The sequence below is a fragment of the Streptomyces natalensis ATCC 27448 genome, from assembly GCF_000935125.1.
GTDB classification, from domain to species: Bacteria; Actinomycetota; Actinomycetes; order Streptomycetales; family Streptomycetaceae; genus Streptomyces; species Streptomyces natalensis.
In genome coordinates, this window is record NZ_JRKI01000006.1 from 1 (window position 1) to 18674 (window position 18674).

The window sequence follows — 18674 nt, forward strand, 5'->3', positions numbered from 1 at the left end:
GCCGTCGTGTGTGTGCCGTGCGGGTCGTCAGCCGGTGTTGCGCAGGCCGGCGGCGACGCCGTTGACGGTGAGGAGCAGGGCGCGAGAGAGCACCGGGTCGGCCTCTTCTCCTCGGGCGGCGGCCTCGCGCTGGCGGTGCAGCAGGGAGACCTGGAGGTAGGAGATCGGGTCGAGGTAGGCGTCGCGGATGTGGAAGGTCTGCTTGAGGACGGGGTTGGAGTCGAGCAGTTCCTTCTCGCCGGTGATGCGCAGGACTTCCTGGACGGTCAGTTCGTGTTCGGCCTTGATGAGGTCGAAGACGTGCTTGAGGTCGTCGGGGACGAGGGTGTCGACGTAGTGCTCGGCGATGCGCAGGTCGGTCTTGGCGAGCGTCATCTCGACGTTGGACAGGAAGTTGCGGAAGAAGTGCCAGTGTGCGTGCATTTCGTCCAGGACGCTGTCGAGTCCGGCGTCGCGGGCGGCCTTGAGGCCGGTGCCGACGCCGTACCAGCCGGGGACGATCTGGCGGGACTGGGTCCAGCCGAAGACCCAGGGGATGGCGCGCAGTCCGTCGAGTCCGGCGCCGGAGTCGGGGCGGCGGGAGGGGCGCGAGCCGAGGTGGAGTTCGGCGAGCTGGTCGACGGGGGTGGACGCGAAGAAGTACGCGGGCAGGTCGGGGTCTTCGACCAGGCGGCGGTAGGAGCCGTGGGCGGCCTCGGAGACGGTCTCCATGGCGGCGTCCCAGCGGGCGAGGGCCTCGTCGGACTGGCGGGGGGCGGTGTGCAGGGCGGATGCCTGGAGGGTGGCCGCGACGGTCAGTTCCAGGTTTTCGCGGGCCAGTGAGGGCACCAGGTACTTGTCGGAGATGACCTCGCCCTGTTCGGTCACCTTGATCTCGCCTTCGAGGGTGCCGTAGGGCTGGGCGAGGATGGCGTCGTGCGAGGGGCCGCCGCCGCGGCCGACGGTGCCGCCGCGGCCGTGGAAGAGGCGCAGCCGTACGCCGTGCCGGTGGGCGACGTCGCGCAGCAGGCGCTGGGCGCGGTGGATTTCCCACTGGCTGGTGGTGATGCCGCCGAACTTGGAGGAGTCGGAGTAGCCGAGCATGACCTCCTGGACGTCGCCGCGCAGGGCGACCAGGCGGCGGTAGGACGGGTCGGAGAGCATCTCGTCGAGCAGCTGGTCGGCGATCTTCAGCTCGTCCGTGGTCTCCAGCAGCGGGACGATGCCGATCTTGGCCCAGCCGGCGTGCAGATCGATCAGACCGGCCTCGCGGGCCAGGACGGCCGCGGCGAAGACGTCGTCGGAGCCCTGGCACATGGAGATGATGTACGACTCGATGACCTCGGGGCCGAAGGTGTCCTTGGCCTTGAGGACGGTGCGGAAGACGCCGAGGGTCTTGGCGCCGGCCTCGTCGAGGGGGGCGGGCGTGGGGGCGAGCGGGCGCCGGGAGCGCAGTTCCTTGGCCAGGAGCTTGCGCCGGTATTCGCGGGGCATGTCGACGTAGCGCCAGGATTCTTCGCCGAGGCGGTCGAAGAGCTGGCCGAGGGCCTGGTGGTGGGCGTCGGCATGCTCGCGGACGTCCATGGTGGCGAGCTGGAGGCCGAAGGCGGCGATGGTGCGCAGGGTGCGCTCCAGGCGGCCGTCGGCGACCAGGCCGCCGCGGTGTTCGCGCAGCGAGGTCTGGATGAGCGCGAGGTCGTCGAGGAGTTCGGCGGTGCCGAGGTAGTCGCGGCCGGGGACGTGGGGGGTGTCACCGGCGAGGCGTTCGCGGGTGTTGAGGAGCTTTTGCCGGATGCAGGTGGCCTTGAGGCGGTACGGCTCTTCGGCGTTGAGGCGCTTGTAGCGGGGGCTGAACTCGGGCAGCACTTCCAGGTCCCGCTTGAGCGAGTCGAGCAGCTCCTGGGTGGCTCCGCAGTTGCGGATGGAGTTCGACAGGGCGCCGCGCAGCTCGTCGATGTGCTCCAGGGCGTCGGTGATGCCGTGCTCGTGCTGGAGGATCAGGACGTCCCAGGTGACCTGCGGGGTGACGTTGGGGTTGCCGTCGCGGTCACCTCCGATCCAGGTGCCGAAGGTCAGCGGGCGGGTGCCGGCGGGCAGCTCGGTGCCGGCGCGCTCCAGTTCGGCGGCGAGGTCTTCGAGGACGTCGCCGACGGCGCCGCGGCCGAGCTCGTCGAGGTAGTAGATGGCGTTGCGGGCCTCGTCGGTGGGCTCGGGGCGGGCCACGCGCAGCTCGTCGGTCTGCCAGATGAGGTCGATGTTCTCGGCGAGGCGCAGGTCGGTGCGGCGGCGCTCGGTGGCGTCGGGGTGGTCCAGGAGCTCGGCGACCTTGCGCAGCTTGGTCAGAACGGAGCGGCGGGCGGCCTCGGTGGGGTGGGCGGTGAAGACGGGGCGTACGCCGAGGTTGCGGGCGGTCTGGGCCAGGTGCTCGGGGTCGGCGTCCTTGAGCATGTCGGCGGTGCGGGCCAGGATGCCGCCCTCGGCGGCGCGCCGGGCGCGCAGTTCGCGGCCGCGGTGGACCTGCTCGGTGACGTTGGCGAGGTGGAAGTACGTGGAGAAGGCGCGGACCAGCTTGGTGGCAGTGGCCAGGTCGGTCTCGCCCAGGAGCCGGGCGGCGGCCTCGCCGTCGGACCGGGTCAGGGCCCGTACGCGCTCGACCAGATCCAGCAGCTCGTCGCCTTCCTGGCGGACGAGGGTCTCGCCGAGGAGGTCGCCGAGGCGGCGGATATCGGCGCGCAGGGCGGTGTTGTCGCTGGCCGCGTCGTCCGTGGGGGTGGTTGCGGACGGGGCGGCGTTGTCGGCACTGCTCACAGGTGCGGCTCCTTGCAGCGGTCTAGGCGGGGCGTCGCGACCGGGCCCGTCTCGTGGGCGGTGGCGGGCGACGATGCCGTCTGGGCTTGCGGGCGGGTGCGGACCGCGCTGTCCGACGTCCCCAGGATAGGTCTCCCCGATTTCGGCGGATCACACCGTCCGAGTGCTGGGCAGCGGGTGCGGTGCGTGACGATCTCGGGAGCAATGGGGCGTCGCGACGCCGATCCCCTTGCTTCCCAGGGCGTAAGGGTGAGGCGCCTGTCACGGCCTTGCCCGGGACGGTCGCGCTGCCATACTTACGAATCCGTAGGTTACGGTCCCGTAGCCGCTGCTGAACCCCGCTCCGGGAGTGATCTTGCTCCCCGAGTTCCCCGAGCCCCCGAGACCCCCGCCGAGGGACATCACATGACCGCTGGTCCGGACACCGCCGAAGAGTCACCGATTTCCACCGTTTCGCCGCTGCCGTCGGCGACGTTGGGCAGCGACAAGAAGCGCTCGCTCGAACAGATCACCCTGCTGCTCTTCATCACCGTCCCGTTCCTGGCCCTGGTGGCCGCGGTGCCCCTGGCGTGGGGCTGGGGCGTGAGCTGGCTCGATCTGGGCCTGATGGTGACGATGTACTTCATCGGCTGCCACGGCATCACCGTCGGCTTTCACCGCTATTTCACCCATGGCGCCTTCAAGGCGAAGCGTCCGCTGCGCATCGCGCTGGCGATCATGGGTTCGCTCGCCGTGGAGGGCCCCCTGGTCCGCTGGGTCGCCGACCACCGCAGGCACCACAAGTTCTCCGACGCCGAGGGCGATCCGCATTCGCCCTGGCGCTACGGCGAGAGCGTCCCGGCGCTGCTCAAGGGGCTGTGGTGGGCCCATGTGGGCTGGATGTTCGACCAGGAGCAGACCCCGCAGCACAAGTACGCGCCGGATCTGATCAAGGACCCGGCCCTGCGCGCGGTCTCCCGCCAGTTCGTCCTGTGGACGACGGTCTCGCTGGTGATCCCGCCGCTGGTCGGCGGGCTGGCCACCTGGTCCTGGCAGGGAGCGCTGACGGCCTTCTTCTGGGGATCGCTGGTCCGTGTGGCGCTCCTGCACCACGTCACGTGGTCGATCAACTCCATCTGCCACGCGGTGGGCAAGCGGCCGTTCAAATCGCGTGACCGCTCCGGCAACGTCTGGTGGCTCGCCGTGCTCTCCTGCGGCGAGTCCTGGCACAACCTGCACCACGCCGACCCGACGTGTGCACGTCATGGCGTGCTGCGCGGCCAGCTGGACTCCAGCGCCCGCCTGATCCGCTGGTGCGAGCGGGCGGGCTGGGCCTACGACGTGCGCTGGCCGAACGCCTCGCGGCTGGATGCGCGGCTCCTGAAATAGGCGGGTGCCCGCTGGGGGTACCCCCCGGCGGTAGCGGGGGAAGGCATGATTGACGAGTGGCGATCGACGACAGCAGCGCAGACAGCAGCAAGGGCAAGGACCGACATACCCCGTCCGCGGGCAGCCGGCGGGCCCGCAGGGTGCGGATGACCGGCGCCGAGCGCCGCGAGCAGCTGCTGGACATCGGTCGCACACTCTTCGCCGAGCGCGGGTTCGAAGGCACCTCGGTGGAGGAGATCGCCGCGAAGGCGGGCGTGTCCAAACCGGTCGTCTACGAGCACTTCGGCGGCAAGGAGGGCCTGTACGCGGTCGTCGTGGACCGCGAGATGCGCCAGCTGCTCGACATGGTGACCGGCGCGCTGACCGCCGGCCACCCGCGTGAGCTCCTCGAACAGGCCGCGTTCGCGCTCCTCGACTACATCGAGACGTATACGGACGGTTTCCGCATCCTGGTCCGCGACTCCCCCGTCGCCCAGTCGACGGGCACCTTCGCGTCCCTGATCAGCGACATCGCCACCCAGGTCGAGGACATCCTCGGCCTGGAGTTCAAGGCCCGCGGTTTCGACCCCAAACTGGCCCCTCTTTACGCCCAGGCCCTGGTCGGCATGGTCGCCCTGACCGGCCAGTGGTGGCTCAACGCCCGCAAACCGAAGAAGGCCGAGGTGGCCGCCCACCTGGTCAATCTGGCCTGGCACGGGCTGGACGGGCTGGAGGCGAAGCCGCGGCTGATAGGGCACCGGAAGGCGTGAGGCGACGTGCGCCGGGCCGGCCGCGCACCAGGAGCCGCGGCGGGCGGTAGGCGGTCGAGGCCGGTGCTCACGGCGCGTCGCTCCCCCCGGGAGTCATTCCGTGGCTTTGTGGGCCACGGCGAAGATGCGGCGGAACGGGAAGACCGTGCCGTGGCGGCCGGGCGGATAGGCCTTGCGCAGCAGATCGCGGAATTCGGCGAGGAAGGCGTCGCGGGCGGCCCGGTCGTCGTCGAGGGCGGTCAGGACCGGGCGCAGAGCGGTGCCCTTGACCCAGTCCAGGACGGGGTCCTCGCCCTGGAGGAGCTGGACGTAGGTGGTCTCCCACACGTCGGCGGTGCAGCCGAGGTCCGTGAGGCGTTCGAGGTACTGGGCCGGTTCGAGGATGTGGACGAAGCGGCGGCCGTGGGTGGGCAGGCGGTCGCGCCAGTGCGGGGCGTCGCACAGCTCGCCCAGGAGGGCGTGGCTGGGCGAGGTGAAGTTGCCCGGCACCTGGAAGGCGAGGGTGCCGCCGGGCGTCAGGGCGTCGATCCAGCAGGGAAGGGACTCCGGGTGGTTGGGGACCCATTGGAGTGCCGCGTTGGAGACGATCAGGTCGTACGGCTCGTCCGGGGTCCAGTCGGCGGCGTCGGCCGGCGCGAAGTCGATCAGTCCGCCGCCGTGGGTCGGGCCCGCGTAGGTCTTGGCCTCGCTGAGCATCTCGGGGGAGTTGTCGAACCCCGTGATGTGCGCATCGGGCCAGCGGTCGGCGAGCTGGGCGGTGACGTTCCCGGGACCGCATCCGAGGTCGGCGATACGGGCGGGGCCCGTGTGCCGGGGGAGCTCGGGTATGCGGGTGAGCAGATCGTGGAACGGGCGGGTGCGGTGCCCGGAGTGGTGAAGATACTGCTGCGGATCCCAGGTTGGTGCGTCGTGCATGTTCGAAACCCCTTCGCTGGTACAGGGCTGACACTGTGCTCACCGGCGGTTGGTTCTGGCCAACGCTGATGGAGCGAGCTTCGGGCCGACGATGCCCAATAGTCCATCGAAATATATCTCGATAGCGAGATATTCGATTACGAGAAGCTTGATATCAAGATACTTTACACCAAGAGACTTCACATCGACAGACCCCTTACACTGATCGCCATGGAGGACGAGGTCGACCGACTGGTCGCAGCATGGCGCCGCGAGCGCCCGGACCTCGACGTGGAACCGCTAGAGGTCCTCAGCCGGGTCTCCCGGCTGGCCCGGCACCTCGACCGGGCCCGGCGGATCGCCTTCGCCGAGGTGGGGCTGGAGCCCTGGGAGTTCGATGTGCTGACCGCCCTGCGGCGGGCCGGCGCGCCGTATCAGCTCTCGCCCGGCGCGCTGCTCACCCAGACCCTGGTCACCTCCGGCACGATGACCAACCGCATCGACCGGCTCGCCAAGAAGGACCTCGTCGAGCGCCTCCCCGACCCCAGCGACCGCCGCGGCGTGCTGGTCCGCCTCACCGCCGAGGGCCGCGACAAGGCCGACCAGTCGCTGGCCGGACTGCTGGCGCAGGAACGGGCCATCCTGGCCGAGTTGTCGCGCCAGCAACGGCATGAACTGGCCGGACTGCTGCGCCGGCTGACGGGGCCTTTCGACAACATTCCGGGGTGAGCCCGCACGGCGGCGGCGCCCGGCGCCCGCCCGGCCGAGTCGTGTCGCCCCTGGGGTGACACCCGCCCCGCGCCCCCTTGCCCCCGCTCCCCCGCCGGGCCAGGATGCGCGCCATGAGTCAGCAGCGCGCACCGCACCCGGCGAGCGGCGGCCACGGCGGCGCCCGCTTCACCGGCCGGACGGTCCTGGTGACCGGGGCCGCGGCCGGGATCGGGGCGGCGACCGCCCACCGGCTGGCGGCCGAAGGGGCCGCCGTCCTGCTGCTGGACATCGACGACGAGCGCGGGGAGCACACCGCCCGCCGCATCCGGGCGGCCGGCGGGCGGGCCTCGTACGAGCACTGCGATGTGGCGGCGGAGGCCGACTGGCAGCGCGCCGTCCAGGCGGCGCGGCGGCGGTACGGCCCGGTGGACGGGCTGGTCAGCAATGCCTTCGTGCCGTATCTCGCGGCGGCCGAGCACACCACGCTCGCGGACTGGGAGCGGCAGCTGGCGGTGAACCTCACGGGCTCGTTCCTGGGGGTGCGCGCCGCGCTGGAGGATCTGCGGGCGCGGCAGGGCGCGGTGGTGCTCACCTCGTCCGTCCACGCCCTGGTCGGGCTTCCCGGACGCCCCGCGTATGCCGCGTCCAAGGCCGGACTGACCGGGCTGGGGCGGCAGTTGGCCGTGGAGTACGGGCCCGAGGTGCGGGTCAACAGCGTGCTGCCGGGGCCGGTGCTGACCGCCGCCTGGGACGGCATCGGCGAGGCGGAGCGGCGGGCCAGCGCCGGGGAGACCGCGGCGGGGCGGCTGGGGCGGCCCGAGGAGGTCGCGGCGGCGATCTCGTTTCTGCTCTCTGCGGAGGCGTCCTTCGTCACCGGGGCGAGCCTCGTCGTCGACGGCGGCTGGAGCGTGTACAAGAACTCGAGTTGAAGCGGAACAGCGAGAACCGAACTGCGACCCTGGGGGTCCGATGCGCGGCATTCACTTCGGCGGCGACTACAACCCCGAGCAGTGGCCCGAGGAGGTGTGGGCCGAGGATCTGAAGCTGATGAAGGCGGCCCAGGTCACCATGGTCACCGCCGGGATCTTCTCCTGGGCCAGGGTCGAACCCCGGCCCGGGGAATGGGACTTCGGGTGGTTCGACCGGGTGCTGGACGGGCTGGCGCGGGCCGGTATCGCGGTCTGCCTGGCCACGATGACCGCCTCGCCGCCGCCCTGGCTGAGCCGCGCCCACCCCGAGATCCTGCCCGAGGGCCCCGACGGGCAGCGCCGCTGGCCCGGCGGCCGGCAGCACTACTGCCCCTCCAGCCCCGTCTACCGCGCCCACGCCGTCCGCCTGGTCGAACAGCTGGCCGCCCGCTATGCGGGACACCCGGCGCTGGCCATGTGGCATGTGGGCAACGAGTACGGATGCCACACCCGGCAGTGCTTCTGCGAGGTGTCGGCCGACGACTTCCGGCGGTGGCTGCGGGAGCGCTACGGCAGCATCGAGGCGCTGAACGAGGCGTGGTCGACGGCCTTCTGGTCGCAGGGGTACGGGGACTTCGACGAGGTGCTGCCGCCGCGGACCGCGCCCACCTTCCCCAATCCCACCCAGCAGCTGGACTATCTGCGGTTCTCCGATGCGGCGCTGCGGGACTGCTATCTGGCGGAGAAGGAGGTGCTGGAGCGGCTGACGCCCGGGGTGCCGGTCACCACCAATCTGATGCCGCAGCACAAGCCCGTCGACGCGTTCGCCTGGTCCGCGCACATGGACGTCATGGCGCTGGACTTCTACCAGGACCCGTATGTGCCCGACGACCACATCCGGGCGGGGTACGTCTTCGATCTGATGCGCTCGGCGCGGGACGGGCAGCCCTGGCTGCTGCTGGAGCAGGCGCCCGGCGCCGTCAACTGGCGGCCGCGCAACGGGCCCAAGCCGCCGGGGGCGATGCGGCTGTGGAGCTGGCAGGCCGTCGCCCAGGGGGCGGATGCGGTGCTGTTCTTCCAGTGGCGGCAGTCGCTGGGCGGGGCGGAGAAGTTCCATTCGGCGATGCTGCCGCACGGCGGGACCGACACCCGCATCCACCGTGAAGTGACCGCACTGGGGCGGGAGTTGGCGTCGCTGCCGGAGATCGCGGGGTCGCGGTCGCGGGCCGAGGTGGCGCTGCTGGCGGACTGGCACAGCTGGTGGGCGCTGGAGGTGGACTCCAAACCGTCGACGGCGCTGGACCACTCGCAGATCGCCCTCGCCCACTACCGGCCGCTCTTCGAGGCGAACGTGCCCTGCGACATCGTCCCGCCGCAGCGGGAGCTGACCGGGTACCGGCTGGTGATCGTCCCCAATCTGTATCTGCTCACGGCGCGGGACGCGGCGCGGCTGGCCGCGTATGTGCGCGGCGGCGGGCAGCTGGTGGTGTCGTTCTTCTCGGGGATCGTCGACGAGCACGACCGGGTGCATCCGGGCGGCTGTCCGGCGCCGCTGCGGGAGCTGCTGGGGCTGCGGGTGGAGGAGTTCTGGCCGCTGGATGCGGGCCGTACGGTCGCCATCGGGGGCGGGGACGGGGTGTACACGGGGGCGGGCGACCTGTGGTCGGAGGCCGTCGATCTGGAGGGCGCGCGGGCCCTGGCGTCGTTCACGGACGGGGAGCTGGCGGGGCGGCCCGCGGTGACCCGGCACGCCTACGGGCGGGGCGCGGCCTGGTACGTCGCCACGCGGCTCGAACCACGGCTGATGCGGGCGCTGCTGGACGCCGTACGGGCAGCGGCCGGGGTGGCGCCCGTGCTGCCGGGGCTGCCGGACGGGGTCCAGGCGACGGTGCGCGAGGACCCCGAGGGGCGCTACGGGCGGTTCACGTTCCTGCTGAACCACCGGACCGAGCCGGTCGAGGTCGCGCTGCCCGTGCCGATGGCGGATGCGCTGGCGGACACCCCCGAGGCCGCGGCCGAGCCCGCCGAGCGGATCACCCTGGCCGGGCGGGGCGTGGCCGTCCTGACGGAGCCGGGGCCGGGCGCCTGAGACCCGTCCCGGTGCCGGGCGCCCGGGCCCTGTCGGCCTAGCGCACGCCCACCGGGGGGCCCAACGGCGCGGCCGCCTGCTCGACCTCCGCCGGGCCCACCCCGGCCCGGCGGGCCAGCGCCACCGCCGCGAGGGTGGAGTGCACCCCCAGCTTGCCGAGCACGTTCTGCATATGGGTACGGACGGTGTGCGGGGAGAGGAACAGCCGCTCGGCGACCGCCTTGCGGCCCAGGCCCGCCACCATGCAGCGCAGGACCTCGCGCTCGCGCGGGGTGAGCGTCTCCACCAGCCGTTCGCTCTCCGTACGGTGCCTGCGGGCCGCGGTCAGCTCGCGCAGGACGCCGGTCAGCAGGGCGGGCGGCAGATGCGTTTCATCACGCAGGACGCCGCGGATGACGGCGAGCAGCCGGGAGAGCGAACAGTCCTTGGCGACCCAGCCCGAGGCACCGGCCTGGAGGGCGGCGGCCGCGCGGCGCGGATCGTCGCGTTCGGCGAGGACGACCGTACGGAGGTACGGGTGGCTGGTGCGCAGGCCGGAGACGAGCGCGATTCCGGCCGCGGGGGCGGGGCGGGGGGCGCCGTCGCGGCCGGCCGTCGGCTGCGGCGGCACCGCCGCCAGCGGCGCGACGGCGGCCAGTTCGGCGTCGGCGAGCACCACATCGAAGCGGCGGCCCTCGGCGGCGGCGCGCTCCAGATTGCGCAGGGCGGCGGGGGCGCTGCCCGCCGCCGCCACGTCCACGTCCTGTTCCGCCGCGAGCGCGGCCGCCAGGGATTCGGCGAAGATGCGGTGGTCGTCGACCACCAGGACCCTGATGCGTTGCACGGGAGACCCCCTGTCGCGGTGAACGGACCCTAGCGGGCACGGCGCCCGGACTGAAGATCGCCTCCGCCGCACGGCCGCCGCCGTGCCGACTCGACTACCCCACCCCGGACGCCGTACCCGACGGCCTCGCCCCCTGATAGGCACCGGCCCCCACCGGCGCGGATCTCAGCATACGGACGGAGTCCGGCCGAGGGGGGCGATTGCCCGAACTGATTCCTACCGGCGGGATTTTTTTCCCGGGTTTCCGGCACCTATGCCAGGCGCCGGGCTCCCGCGCTCGGTACGGCCGGAAAAATGCGGGGGGCGATATGGCCCGCCGCGGCGAACGCCTTGGTGACCGCGGTGCCGATGTGCTCGGCGGCCGACCGCTCGGCCAGCACGAGGGCCGAGCCGCCGAAACCTCCGCCGGTCATCCGGGCGCCCAGCGCGCCCGCCGCGAGGGCCGAGTCGACCGCGAGGTCCAGTTCGGCGCAGGAGATCGCGAAGTCGTCGCGGAGGGAGGCGTGTCCGGCGGTCAGCAGGGGGCCGATCGCGCGGATCTCGCCCGCGTCGAGGCGGGCGATGACCTCTTCGACGCGGTGGTTCTCGGTGACGATATGGCGTACGAGGTCCCGGACGGCGGGGCCGGTGCCGGAGGCGGGCTCGGCGCCCGGCTCACCGTCGAGGCGGGCCAATGCCTCGGACAGATGCGCGTACGGCACATCGCGCAGAGCGCGCACACCGAGCGCCCGCGCGCCACCCTCACAGCCGGCGCGCCGCTGCGCGTATGCGCCGTCCCCCAGTTCGTGTTGGACGCAGGTGTCCACGACGAGCAGCTGGAGCCCCTCCGCCGCCAAATCGAACGGTACTTGACGCCGGGTGAGGTCCCGGGTGTTGAGGAAGAGGGCGTGGCCCTCGGTGCAGCAGGCGGCGGCCGTCTGGTCCATGATTCCGCAGGGCACGCCGACGAAGGCGTTCTCCGCGCGCTGGGCGAGGCGGGCCAGGCGCGGGCGGTCGAGCCCGAGGCCGTAGAGGTCGTTGAGGGCGAGCGCGGTGACGACCTCCAGGGCGGCGGAGGAGGAGAGACCGGCGCCGGTGGGCACGGTGCTCTCGTAGTGCACATCCGCGCCGCCCACCGGCAGTCCGGCCTCCCGCAGGGCCCAGACGATGCCCGCCGGGTAGGCGGCCCAGCCCGAACCGGGCGCGGGCCGCAGGTCGTCGGTGCGCAGTTCCACGATGCCGCCGTCGGCGCCGCCGGAGTGCAGGCGCAGCACGCCGTCCGGGCGGGCCGAGGCGGCGGCGACCGTGGTGTGCGGCAGGGCGAGCGGCAGCACGAAGCCGTCGTTGTAGTCGGTGTGCTCGCCGATCAGGTTGACCCGGCCGGGCGCCGCCCACAGTCCTTCGGGGGCGGCGCCGTAGACGGCGCGGAACCCTTCGGCCGCCGCTGCCTGCGTCGTGCTCACTCCTGGGTCGCCTTCTCCCGCTGCTGTGCGAACTGCCAGGCGTCGGAGACGATCCCGGCGAGGTCGGCGCGGCTGGGGCGCCAGCCGAGCCGGTCGATGGCGGTCTTGGCGGAGGCCACCAGGACGGCGGGGTCGCCGCCGCGGCGGGGGGCGATGACCTCGGGGATGGGGTGTCCGGTGACTTTGCGGACGGTCTCGATGACCTCGCGGACGGAGAAGCCGTTGCCGTTGCCGAGGTTGCAGATCAGGTGCTCGCCGGGGGTGGACGCATCCAGGGCGAGGAGGTGGGCCTCGGCGAGGTCGGCGACGTGGATGTAGTCGCGGATGCAGGTGCCGTCGGGGGTGGGGTAGTCGTCGCCGAAGACGGAGATCGCCTCGCGGCGGCCCTGGGCGACCTGGAGGACGAGCGGGATCAGATGCGATTCGGGGTCGTGGCGCTCGCCGCAGCTGCCGTAGGCGCCGGCGACGTTGAAGTAGCGCAGCGAGACGGCGGCCAGGCCGTGGGCGGCGGCCTCGCCGCTGATCATGTGGTCGACGGCGAGCTTGCTGGCGCCGTAGGGGTTGGTCGGCGCGGTCGGCGCGGACTCCGTGATCGGGATCTGCTCGGGCTCGCCGTAGGTGGCGGCGGTGGAGGAGAAGACGAGCCGGCGCACACCCGCCTCGCGCATGGCGGCCAGCAGCTCCATGGTGCCGCCGACGTTGTTGTCCCAGTACTTCTCGGGCTTGACGACGGACTCGCCGACCTGGGAGAACGCCGCGAAGTGCAGGACCGCGTCGTACGAGGCGTCGAGCCATTTGCCGGCGTCGCGGATGTCGCCCTCGATGAAGGCGGCGCCCGCGGGGACGCCCGCACGGAAGCCGGTCGAGAGGTTGTCGAGGACGGTGACCTCGTGGCCCGCCTCCAGCAGATGCTGGGCGACGACACTTCCGACGTAACCGGCCCCACCCGTCACCAGGTACTTGCTCATGACTCGCTCGCTACCTCTCGCAGTCGTTCGGCCGCGGCCTCCGGCGGCACATCGTTGATGAACACGTTCATGCCGGATTCGGAACCCGCGAGGAACTTCAGCTTGCCTGAAGTGCGGCGAATGGTGAAAAGCTCGAGGTGGAGGGCGAAGTCGGTGCGCTGCGGGGCGCGTACCGGAGCCTGGTGCCAGGCGGCGATGTACGGCGTCGGCGGCTGCCCGCTTCCGAAGATCCGGTCGAAGCGCCGCAAGACCTCCAGATAGAGCCGTGGGAACTCCGTGCGGGCGGCGTCGTCCAGGGCGAGCAGGTCGGGGACGCGCCGCTTGGGGTAGAGGTGCACCTCGTACGGCCAGTGGGCGGCGTACGGGACGAAGGCCACCCAGTGCGCGCCGTCGAGGACGATCCGGCGGCCGTCGGCCAGCTCGTCGGCGACGACGTCGTCGAAGAGGTTGCGGCCGGTGGTCTCGCGGTGGGCTGCCAGGGAGGCGAGCATCCGCTCGGTGCGCGGGGTGACGAAGGGGTAGGCGTAGATCTGGCCGTGCGGGTGACCGAGGGTGACGCCGATATCGGCGCCGCGGTTCTCGAAGCAGAAGACCTGCTCGACGCCCGGGAGTTGGGAGAGTTCCGCGGTGCGGTCGGTCCAGGCGTCGAGGACGAGGGCGGCCTGCTCGTCGGTGAGGCCGGCGAAGGAGGCGTCGTGGTCGGGGGTGAAGCAGACGACCTCGCAGCGGCCGCCGTCGCCGGCGAGGGAGGGGAAGCGGTTCTCGAACACGGCGACGTCGTAGTCGTCGGCGGGGATCTCCGAGCGCCGCCCCTCACGGGAGGGGCACAGCGGGCACTCGTCGGCCGGGGGGTGGTAGGTGCGGCCCTGGCGGTGCGAGGCGATGGCGACGCGGTCGCCCAGGAGGCGGTCGTGGCGGATCTCGGAGGCGGTGGCGACGCGGTCGAGGGGGCGGGCGTCGGTGGCGTCGCGTACGGCGTCGTCGCGTGCGTCGTAGTAGATCAACTCCCGGCCGTCCGCGAGCCGGGTCGTCGTCTTCTTCACCAAGAGCTCCTCACCCTGTACGGCCTCGCCCTGTACGGCAGACACCACACAGCGACCAAACATAACCAAACACAATGAAGCACAAGTGAACAGAGGCGTCAATCTGGGGCCGCACCCGGGGGCGGGCGGGGATCCAGGCCGAAATCTTGCGCCCGGAAGGGCGGACGTAACACCCCATAACCCCCCTAAAACCATCCGCTCCCATCACGATCCAACAACTCAACCGAACAAAACTGTTCAGTTTCTGACCGCCCGCGCGTAGCTTTCTGTGCGTTCCCATCGCTCCCGAGAAGGCGAGCTACGCCATGACCACCCTGGCCGAAGGCCTCCGGCTGCCCACCAACGGGCTCGACTACACGCTGCTGGCCCTCTACTTCGTCGTCGTCCTCGGCATCGGTTTCGCGGCCCGGCGCAGCGTGAAGACCAGCCTGGACTTCTTCCTCTCCGGCCGGTCGCTGCCCGCCTGGGTCACCGGCCTCGCCTTCGTCGCCGCCAACCTGGGCGCCACCGAGATCCTCGGCATGGCCGCGACCGGCGCCCAGTACGGCGTCGCCGTCGTGCACTGGTACTGGATCGGCGCCATCCCCGCCATGGTCTTCCTGGGCCTGGTGATGATGCCGTTCTACTACCGCTCACGGGTCCGCTCGGTCCCCGAGTTCCTGCTCCAGCGGTTCGACAGGTCCGCGCATCTGCTCAGCTCGGCGCTGTTCGCCTTCGCGGCGATACTGATCGCGGGGGTGAACCTCTACGCCCTGTCGATCGTCGTCGAGGCGCTGCTCGGCTGGCCGCAGTGGGTGGCGATCGTCGTGGCGGGCCTGTTCGTCCTCGCGTACATCACCATCGGCGGACTCTCCTCGGCGATCTACAACGAAGTGCTCCAGTTCTTCGTCATCCTCGCCGCGCTCATACCCCTCTGCATCATCGGCCTCAAGCGCGTCGGCGGCTGGGGCGGTCTGAGCCACTCCCTGGAGTCGTCACACGGCCACAACTTCCTCACCGCCTGGGGCGGTACGGGCATCGGCGACGCCAACCCGCTCGGCGCGAACTGGCTGACGATCATCCTCGGCCTGGGCTTCGTCCTCTCCTTCGGCTACTGGACGACCAACTTCGCCGAGGTGCAGCGCGCACTGTCCGCGAAGAACCTGAGCGCGGCGCAGCGCACCCCGCTGATCGCCGCCTTCCCCAAGATGTTCATCGTCTTCCTGGTGATGATCCCCGGTCTGGTCGCCGCCGTCCTCGTCCCCAAGCTCGGCGGGCCCGGCTCCGGCCTGACGTACAACGACGCGATCCCCTACCTGATGCAGGAGCTGCTGCCCAACGGCGTGCTCGGCATCGCCGTCACCGGTCTGCTCGCGGCCTTCATGGCGGGCATGGCGGCCAACGTCTCGTCCTTCAACACCGTGTTCACGTACGACATCTGGGCCAAGTACGTGAAGACGGACCGCGAGGACGGCTACTACCTGCGCTTCGGCCGCCTCATCACCGCGATCGGCGTCCTGGCCTCGATCGGCACGGCGTTCATCGCCTCGTCCTTCTCCAACATCATGGGCTACCTCCAGACGCTGTTCTCCTTCTTCAACGTCCCGATGTTCGTCGTCTTCATCATCGGCATGTTCTGGAAGCGCGCCTCGATGAAGTCGGGCGTCTGGGGCCTGCTCGCCGGTACCACGGCCGCGATGGTCAACTACTTCTGGATCTACAAGCAGGGCATCATCGCCATCCCCACCGACCAGGGCGCCAACTTCGTCTCCGCCATCGTCGGCTTCGTCGCCGGCGCGGTCGTCATGGTCGTCGTCACCCTCTTCACCGCCCCCAAGCCGGAGGCGGAACTCGCGGGCCTGGTCTACAGGACGACCGCCCCCGGCCTGGAGGAGCCGCCCGCCGCGGGCGACGACGCCTGGTACCGCAAGCCGGCCCTCCTCGGCTGGGGCGCGCTCGCCCTGGCCGCGGCCTGCTACCTCCCGTACTCCCTCTGACGTCCTTCCCCCGACCTGCTCCGTCGCTCTGCTCAACCCCCCTCTGCTCCACTCCCTCTGACGACCGGAGGCATGAATCCTCATGTCCGACCTTCAGCGCGAAGTCTCCGAACTGGAGCGCAAATCCGCCACCGCGGCCCGGCTGTTCGACATCCGGCTCATCATCGGCGGCCTGTTCACCGTCTACGGCGTGATCGTCACCGTCGCCGGGTTCACCGCGTCCGACGCCGACCTGAAGAAGGCCGAGGACATCAACATCAACCTCTGGACGGGCCTGGGCATGCTCGCCCTCGGCGTCTTCTTCCTGGCCTGGATGAAGCTGCGGCCCGTCGTACCGCCGACGGTGGAGGAGCCGGCGGCGGCCGGGGGCGCACCGCCGGAGCACTGAGCCGAGGGGGCCGCCCGTGCACGGCGGCATGCGGCGCGCCTGGCGGGGTACGGGTGCGAGAGCGCCTGGCTCACCGTGAGCCGTCCGGGCCGGGAATCCGCTGGCATGGCCATGTAATCGCCAGCGGTTATGGTGCTCCCGCAACATGTCCAGGCGCGCTCCGGCGTGCAATGAAGGCGAAGGTCTCACCGTGTCCGATCTGGGGCGCCTCGTAGCCGGTCGGTACCGGCTGCTGGAGCGCGTGGGGCGCGGTGGCATGGGCACCGTGTGGCGGGCCGAGGACGAGGTGCTCGGCCGGCACGTCGCCGTCAAGAAACTGCACGTCCCGCCGCATCTCCAAGACGACGAGATCCAGAAGCTCTACGAGCGCACCCGCCGGGAGGCCCGCAGCGCCGCCCGGATCACCCACCCCAATGTGATCGTGGTGCACGACGTCGTCGATGACGAGGGCCTGCCGTGCATCGTCATGGAGTACATCCCCTCGGTCACCCTGAGCGATGTCCTGAAGCGGCAGGGCGCGCTGCCGGCCGGCGAGGTGGCGCGGATCGGCCGCGTCATGGCCGCCGCACTGCGCGCCGCGCACGCGGCCGGGGTGCTGCACCGGGACGTCAAGCCCGCCAATGTGCTGCTCGGGAACGACGGACGCATCGTCCTGACCGACTTCGGCATCGCCGTGGAGTCCGGCACCCCGTCGCTGACCAAAACCGGGGAACTGGTCGGCTCGATCCAGTACCTCGCCCCGGAACGCCTACGCACCGGAATCGCCGAGCCCGGCCCCGCCTGCGACCTGTGGTCCCTCGGAGCGACGCTGTACCTGGCGGTCGAAGGCCGCCATCCGTTCCAGCGCGACACCCCGATCGAGACGGCGTACGCCATCGCCGTCGACGCGTACGAACCCCCGCGCAACGCCGGGCACTTGGCCCCGGTGATCGACGGCCTCCTGGTGAAGGAACCGGCCCGGCGGATGGACGCGGACGAGGCGGAACGGCTTCTCGGTGGGGCTGTTGGGGTTATTGGGGCTGTTGGGGCCGGGGCCGGGATGGGAGCCGGGGTCGCGTCGGGGACCGCGTCCGGAGCGGGGGCCGGAGCCGGGACCGGGGCCTGGACCGCGGCCTGGACCGGGGCCGGGGCCGGAACCGGGACCGGGGCCGGGGCCGGAACCGGGACCGGGACCGGAACCGTTGAGCCACCCACGCGACCCGAACCCGTGACAACGACACCCGCGGCAGCGCCCGTCGCCACGCCCGCCACGCCCGCCACGTCCGCCACTCCCGCCCGAGGCGGCAAGCGCAGCAACCGTACGGCCCTGTGGTGTGCCTCCGCAGCGGTGGTCGCCGCTGCCGTCACCGGTGGCGTACTCCTGTGGCCCGAGGAAGGAGCCGCGTCGACCACCCCCCAAGCATCCCCGTCCCACCCCGCCACCGACTCTCCAAGCCCAACCCCCTCCCCGCCGCCACCGCTTCCCGCCGGCTACCACCTTCGGAAGGCCGGCCAGGGCTTCTCCGTCCCCGTACAGGACGGCTGGAAACGCAAGATCGTGCCCGGCGGCGAAATCGCCTACGTCGACCCGTCCGAGCGGGTGGCCCTGAGGGTCGACGTCGTCGAGTTCGCGGGGTCCGACCCGCTCCAGCACTGGCATGACACCGAAGAGGCCCAGACCCGTCGCGACAACCCGGGCTATGAGCGGGTGCGGATGGGCCCCACGACCTTCCGAGGCCGCCCCGCCGGGTACTGGGAGTTCACCTTCAACGGCCGGCTGCGGGAATACCGCGCGGTGGAGATCGCCTTCTCCGGCACCGACGGCACGCAGTACGTCGTCTACCTCTCGGCACCGAACGCCCAATGGACCACCTACCGGCCGGTCTTCGACACCACCGTCAAGGGAATTCGTCTTCGCGAATAGCCGGTTTCGGCCACTGTGGTCGCCAACGGCTACGTGGCGGCCGGGTTGCCCCGTCACGCACCCGTGACGCCGTCGATGCCCTCCCGGATCAGGTCGGCGTGGCCGTTGTGGCGGGCGTACTCCTCGATCATGTGGACCAGGATCCAGCGCAGGGAGACGCCCTGGTCGCCCACGTGGGCGGCCTCATGGTCCGGGAGCCTGCCGGAATCGTCCAGCGATGCATCGGCGATCAGTTCGCGGCCCCGTGCCACTTCCGCGCGCCAGACGGGCAGTACCTCATCGATCCCACGGTCGGGGGCGAGCGCGAAGCCGTCCCCGGTGCCTTCTTCATACACCGGCGGCACGTCACGGCCCGCGAACACCCGCTGGAACCAGTTGCGTTCCACCTCCGCCATGTGCTGGACCAGCCCCAGCAACGTCATCAGCGACGGTGCTGCCGCAGCCAGGCGCAGCCGGCGGTCGTCGAGCCCTTCGCACTTCAACGCGAGTGTCGCCCGATGGAAGTCCAGCCAGTTTTCCAGCATGGCTCGTTCATCGGCGTACGGGGGCGGGATCGGACGGCCGTCCGGTGTCATAGCCATGCACGTCACCCTTGCACAGGTCGCCGGCCGGCACCGGGGAACCG

General features: G+C 71.4%; 15 protein-coding genes. 8 read left to right on the plus strand and 7 right to left on the minus strand.

The features are described 5' to 3' along the window. Positions 1-27 precede the first annotated feature (27 nt). Complete coding sequence (ppc, locus tag SNA_RS04325) at positions 28-2787, minus strand: phosphoenolpyruvate carboxylase (RefSeq protein ID WP_044363354.1); 2760 nt, start codon at positions 2785-2787, stop codon at positions 28-30. A gap of 405 nt (positions 2788-3192) precedes the next feature. Between ppc and SNA_RS04330 the strand changes: the two genes are divergently transcribed. Together SNA_RS04330 and SNA_RS04335 are read left to right on the plus strand one after the other, a co-directional pair. Then, positions 3193-4155, plus strand: a complete 963-nt coding sequence (locus SNA_RS04330; protein WP_030066911.1) for an acyl-CoA desaturase — start codon at positions 3193-3195, stop codon at positions 4153-4155. Between the two features lie 62 nt (positions 4156-4217). Beyond that, positions 4218-4904 carry a TetR/AcrR family transcriptional regulator gene (locus SNA_RS04335; RefSeq protein WP_030066912.1) on the plus strand — a complete coding sequence of 229 codons (687 nt, stop codon included), beginning with the start codon at positions 4218-4220 and terminating at the stop codon, positions 4902-4904. A gap of 93 nt (positions 4905-4997) precedes the next feature. On the opposite strand, the gene SNA_RS04340 is transcribed toward SNA_RS04335, so the two are convergent. Beyond that, entirely contained in the window at positions 4998-5819 is an 822-nt protein-coding gene (locus tag SNA_RS04340) for a trans-aconitate 2-methyltransferase (protein WP_030066913.1), read from the minus strand. A 210-nt stretch (positions 5820-6029) separates the two neighbouring features. Here SNA_RS04340 and SNA_RS04345 point away from each other — a divergent pair, with 210 nt between their 5' ends. From SNA_RS04345 to SNA_RS04355, 3 genes are all read left to right on the plus strand, one after another. Continuing rightward, positions 6030-6527, plus strand: a complete 498-nt coding sequence (locus SNA_RS04345) for a MarR family winged helix-turn-helix transcriptional regulator (RefSeq protein WP_030066914.1) — start codon at positions 6030-6032, stop codon at positions 6525-6527. Between the two features lie 113 nt (positions 6528-6640). Beyond that, on the plus strand, positions 6641-7438 hold the full coding sequence (locus SNA_RS04350) for an SDR family NAD(P)-dependent oxidoreductase (protein WP_044363356.1): 798 nt from the start codon (positions 6641-6643) through the stop codon (positions 7436-7438). Positions 7439-7478: 40 nt separating this feature from the next. Then, complete coding sequence (locus tag SNA_RS04355; RefSeq protein ID WP_030066916.1) at positions 7479-9506, plus strand: beta-galactosidase; 2028 nt, start codon at positions 7479-7481, stop codon at positions 9504-9506. 37 nt (positions 9507-9543) lie between these two features. Here SNA_RS04355 and SNA_RS04360 read toward each other — a convergent pair whose 3' ends face one another. The 4 genes from SNA_RS04360 to galT all read right to left on the minus strand — a co-directional run bounded on the left by SNA_RS04360 (position 9544) and on the right by galT (position 13782). Then, positions 9544-10329, minus strand: coding sequence for a response regulator transcription factor (locus SNA_RS04360; protein ID WP_044363359.1), 786 nt, complete (start codon positions 10327-10329; stop codon positions 9544-9546). A 251-nt stretch (positions 10330-10580) separates the two neighbouring features. Beyond that, complete coding sequence (galK, locus tag SNA_RS04365; RefSeq protein ID WP_030066919.1) at positions 10581-11771, minus strand: galactokinase; 1191 nt, start codon at positions 11769-11771, stop codon at positions 10581-10583. Next, the gene (gene galE / locus SNA_RS04370; protein ID WP_030066920.1) at positions 11768-12739 is read right to left on the minus strand and encodes a UDP-glucose 4-epimerase GalE; all 972 of its coding nucleotides are present in this window, start codon (positions 12737-12739) and stop codon (positions 11768-11770) included. The genes galK and galE overlap by 4 nt, the downstream gene beginning before the upstream one ends. Then, the gene (gene galT / locus SNA_RS04375; RefSeq protein WP_030066921.1) at positions 12736-13782 is read right to left on the minus strand and encodes a galactose-1-phosphate uridylyltransferase; all 1047 of its coding nucleotides are present in this window, start codon (positions 13780-13782) and stop codon (positions 12736-12738) included. The genes galE and galT overlap by 4 nt, the downstream gene beginning before the upstream one ends. 305 nt (positions 13783-14087) lie before the next feature. Here galT and SNA_RS04380 point away from each other — a divergent pair, with 305 nt between their 5' ends. The 3 genes from SNA_RS04380 to SNA_RS04390 all read left to right on the plus strand — a co-directional run bounded on the left by SNA_RS04380 (position 14088) and on the right by SNA_RS04390 (position 18049). Next, a complete protein-coding gene (locus SNA_RS04380; protein ID WP_030066923.1) occupies positions 14088-15758 on the plus strand; it encodes a sodium:solute symporter family protein in 1671 nt (556 codons plus the stop codon). A gap of 82 nt (positions 15759-15840) precedes the next feature. Next, entirely contained in the window at positions 15841-16146 is a 306-nt protein-coding gene (locus SNA_RS04385) for a hypothetical protein (RefSeq protein WP_030066924.1), read from the plus strand. A 190-nt stretch (positions 16147-16336) separates the two neighbouring features. Beyond that, positions 16337-18049, plus strand: coding sequence for a serine/threonine-protein kinase (locus SNA_RS04390; protein WP_030066925.1), 1713 nt, complete (start codon positions 16337-16339; stop codon positions 18047-18049). 53 nt (positions 18050-18102) lie between these two features. Here SNA_RS04390 and SNA_RS04395 read toward each other — a convergent pair whose 3' ends face one another. Next, positions 18103-18630: a DinB family protein gene (locus tag SNA_RS04395; RefSeq protein WP_030066926.1), complete on the minus strand. Its 528-nt coding sequence runs from the start codon at positions 18628-18630 to the stop codon at positions 18103-18105. Between the last annotated feature and the right edge of the window lie 44 nt (positions 18631-18674).

What these genes read in the sequence shown, in the direction of transcription:
- SNA_RS04345 (WP_030066914.1), top strand. Translation starts at nt 6,030, where the DNA reads ATGGAGGACGAGGTCGACCGACTGGTCGCAGCATGGCGCCGCGAGCGC.
- SNA_RS04385 (WP_030066924.1), top strand. Translation starts at nt 15,841, where the DNA reads ATGTCCGACCTTCAGCGCGAAGTCTCCGAACTGGAGCGCAAATCCGCC.
- galE (WP_030066920.1), bottom strand. Translation starts at nt 12,739, where the DNA reads ATGAGCAAGTACCTGGTGACGGGTGGGGCCGGTTACGTCGGAAGTGTC.
- SNA_RS04380 (WP_030066923.1), top strand. Translation starts at nt 14,088, where the DNA reads ATGACCACCCTGGCCGAAGGCCTCCGGCTGCCCACCAACGGGCTCGAC.
- SNA_RS04350 (WP_044363356.1), top strand. Translation starts at nt 6,641, where the DNA reads ATGAGTCAGCAGCGCGCACCGCACCCGGCGAGCGGCGGCCACGGCGGC.
- SNA_RS04330 (WP_030066911.1), top strand. Translation starts at nt 3,193, where the DNA reads ATGACCGCTGGTCCGGACACCGCCGAAGAGTCACCGATTTCCACCGTT.
- SNA_RS04395 (WP_030066926.1), bottom strand. Translation starts at nt 18,630, where the DNA reads ATGGCTATGACACCGGACGGCCGTCCGATCCCGCCCCCGTACGCCGAT.
- SNA_RS04355 (WP_030066916.1), top strand. Translation starts at nt 7,479, where the DNA reads ATGCGCGGCATTCACTTCGGCGGCGACTACAACCCCGAGCAGTGGCCC.
- SNA_RS04340 (WP_030066913.1), bottom strand. Translation starts at nt 5,819, where the DNA reads ATGCACGACGCACCAACCTGGGATCCGCAGCAGTATCTTCACCACTCC.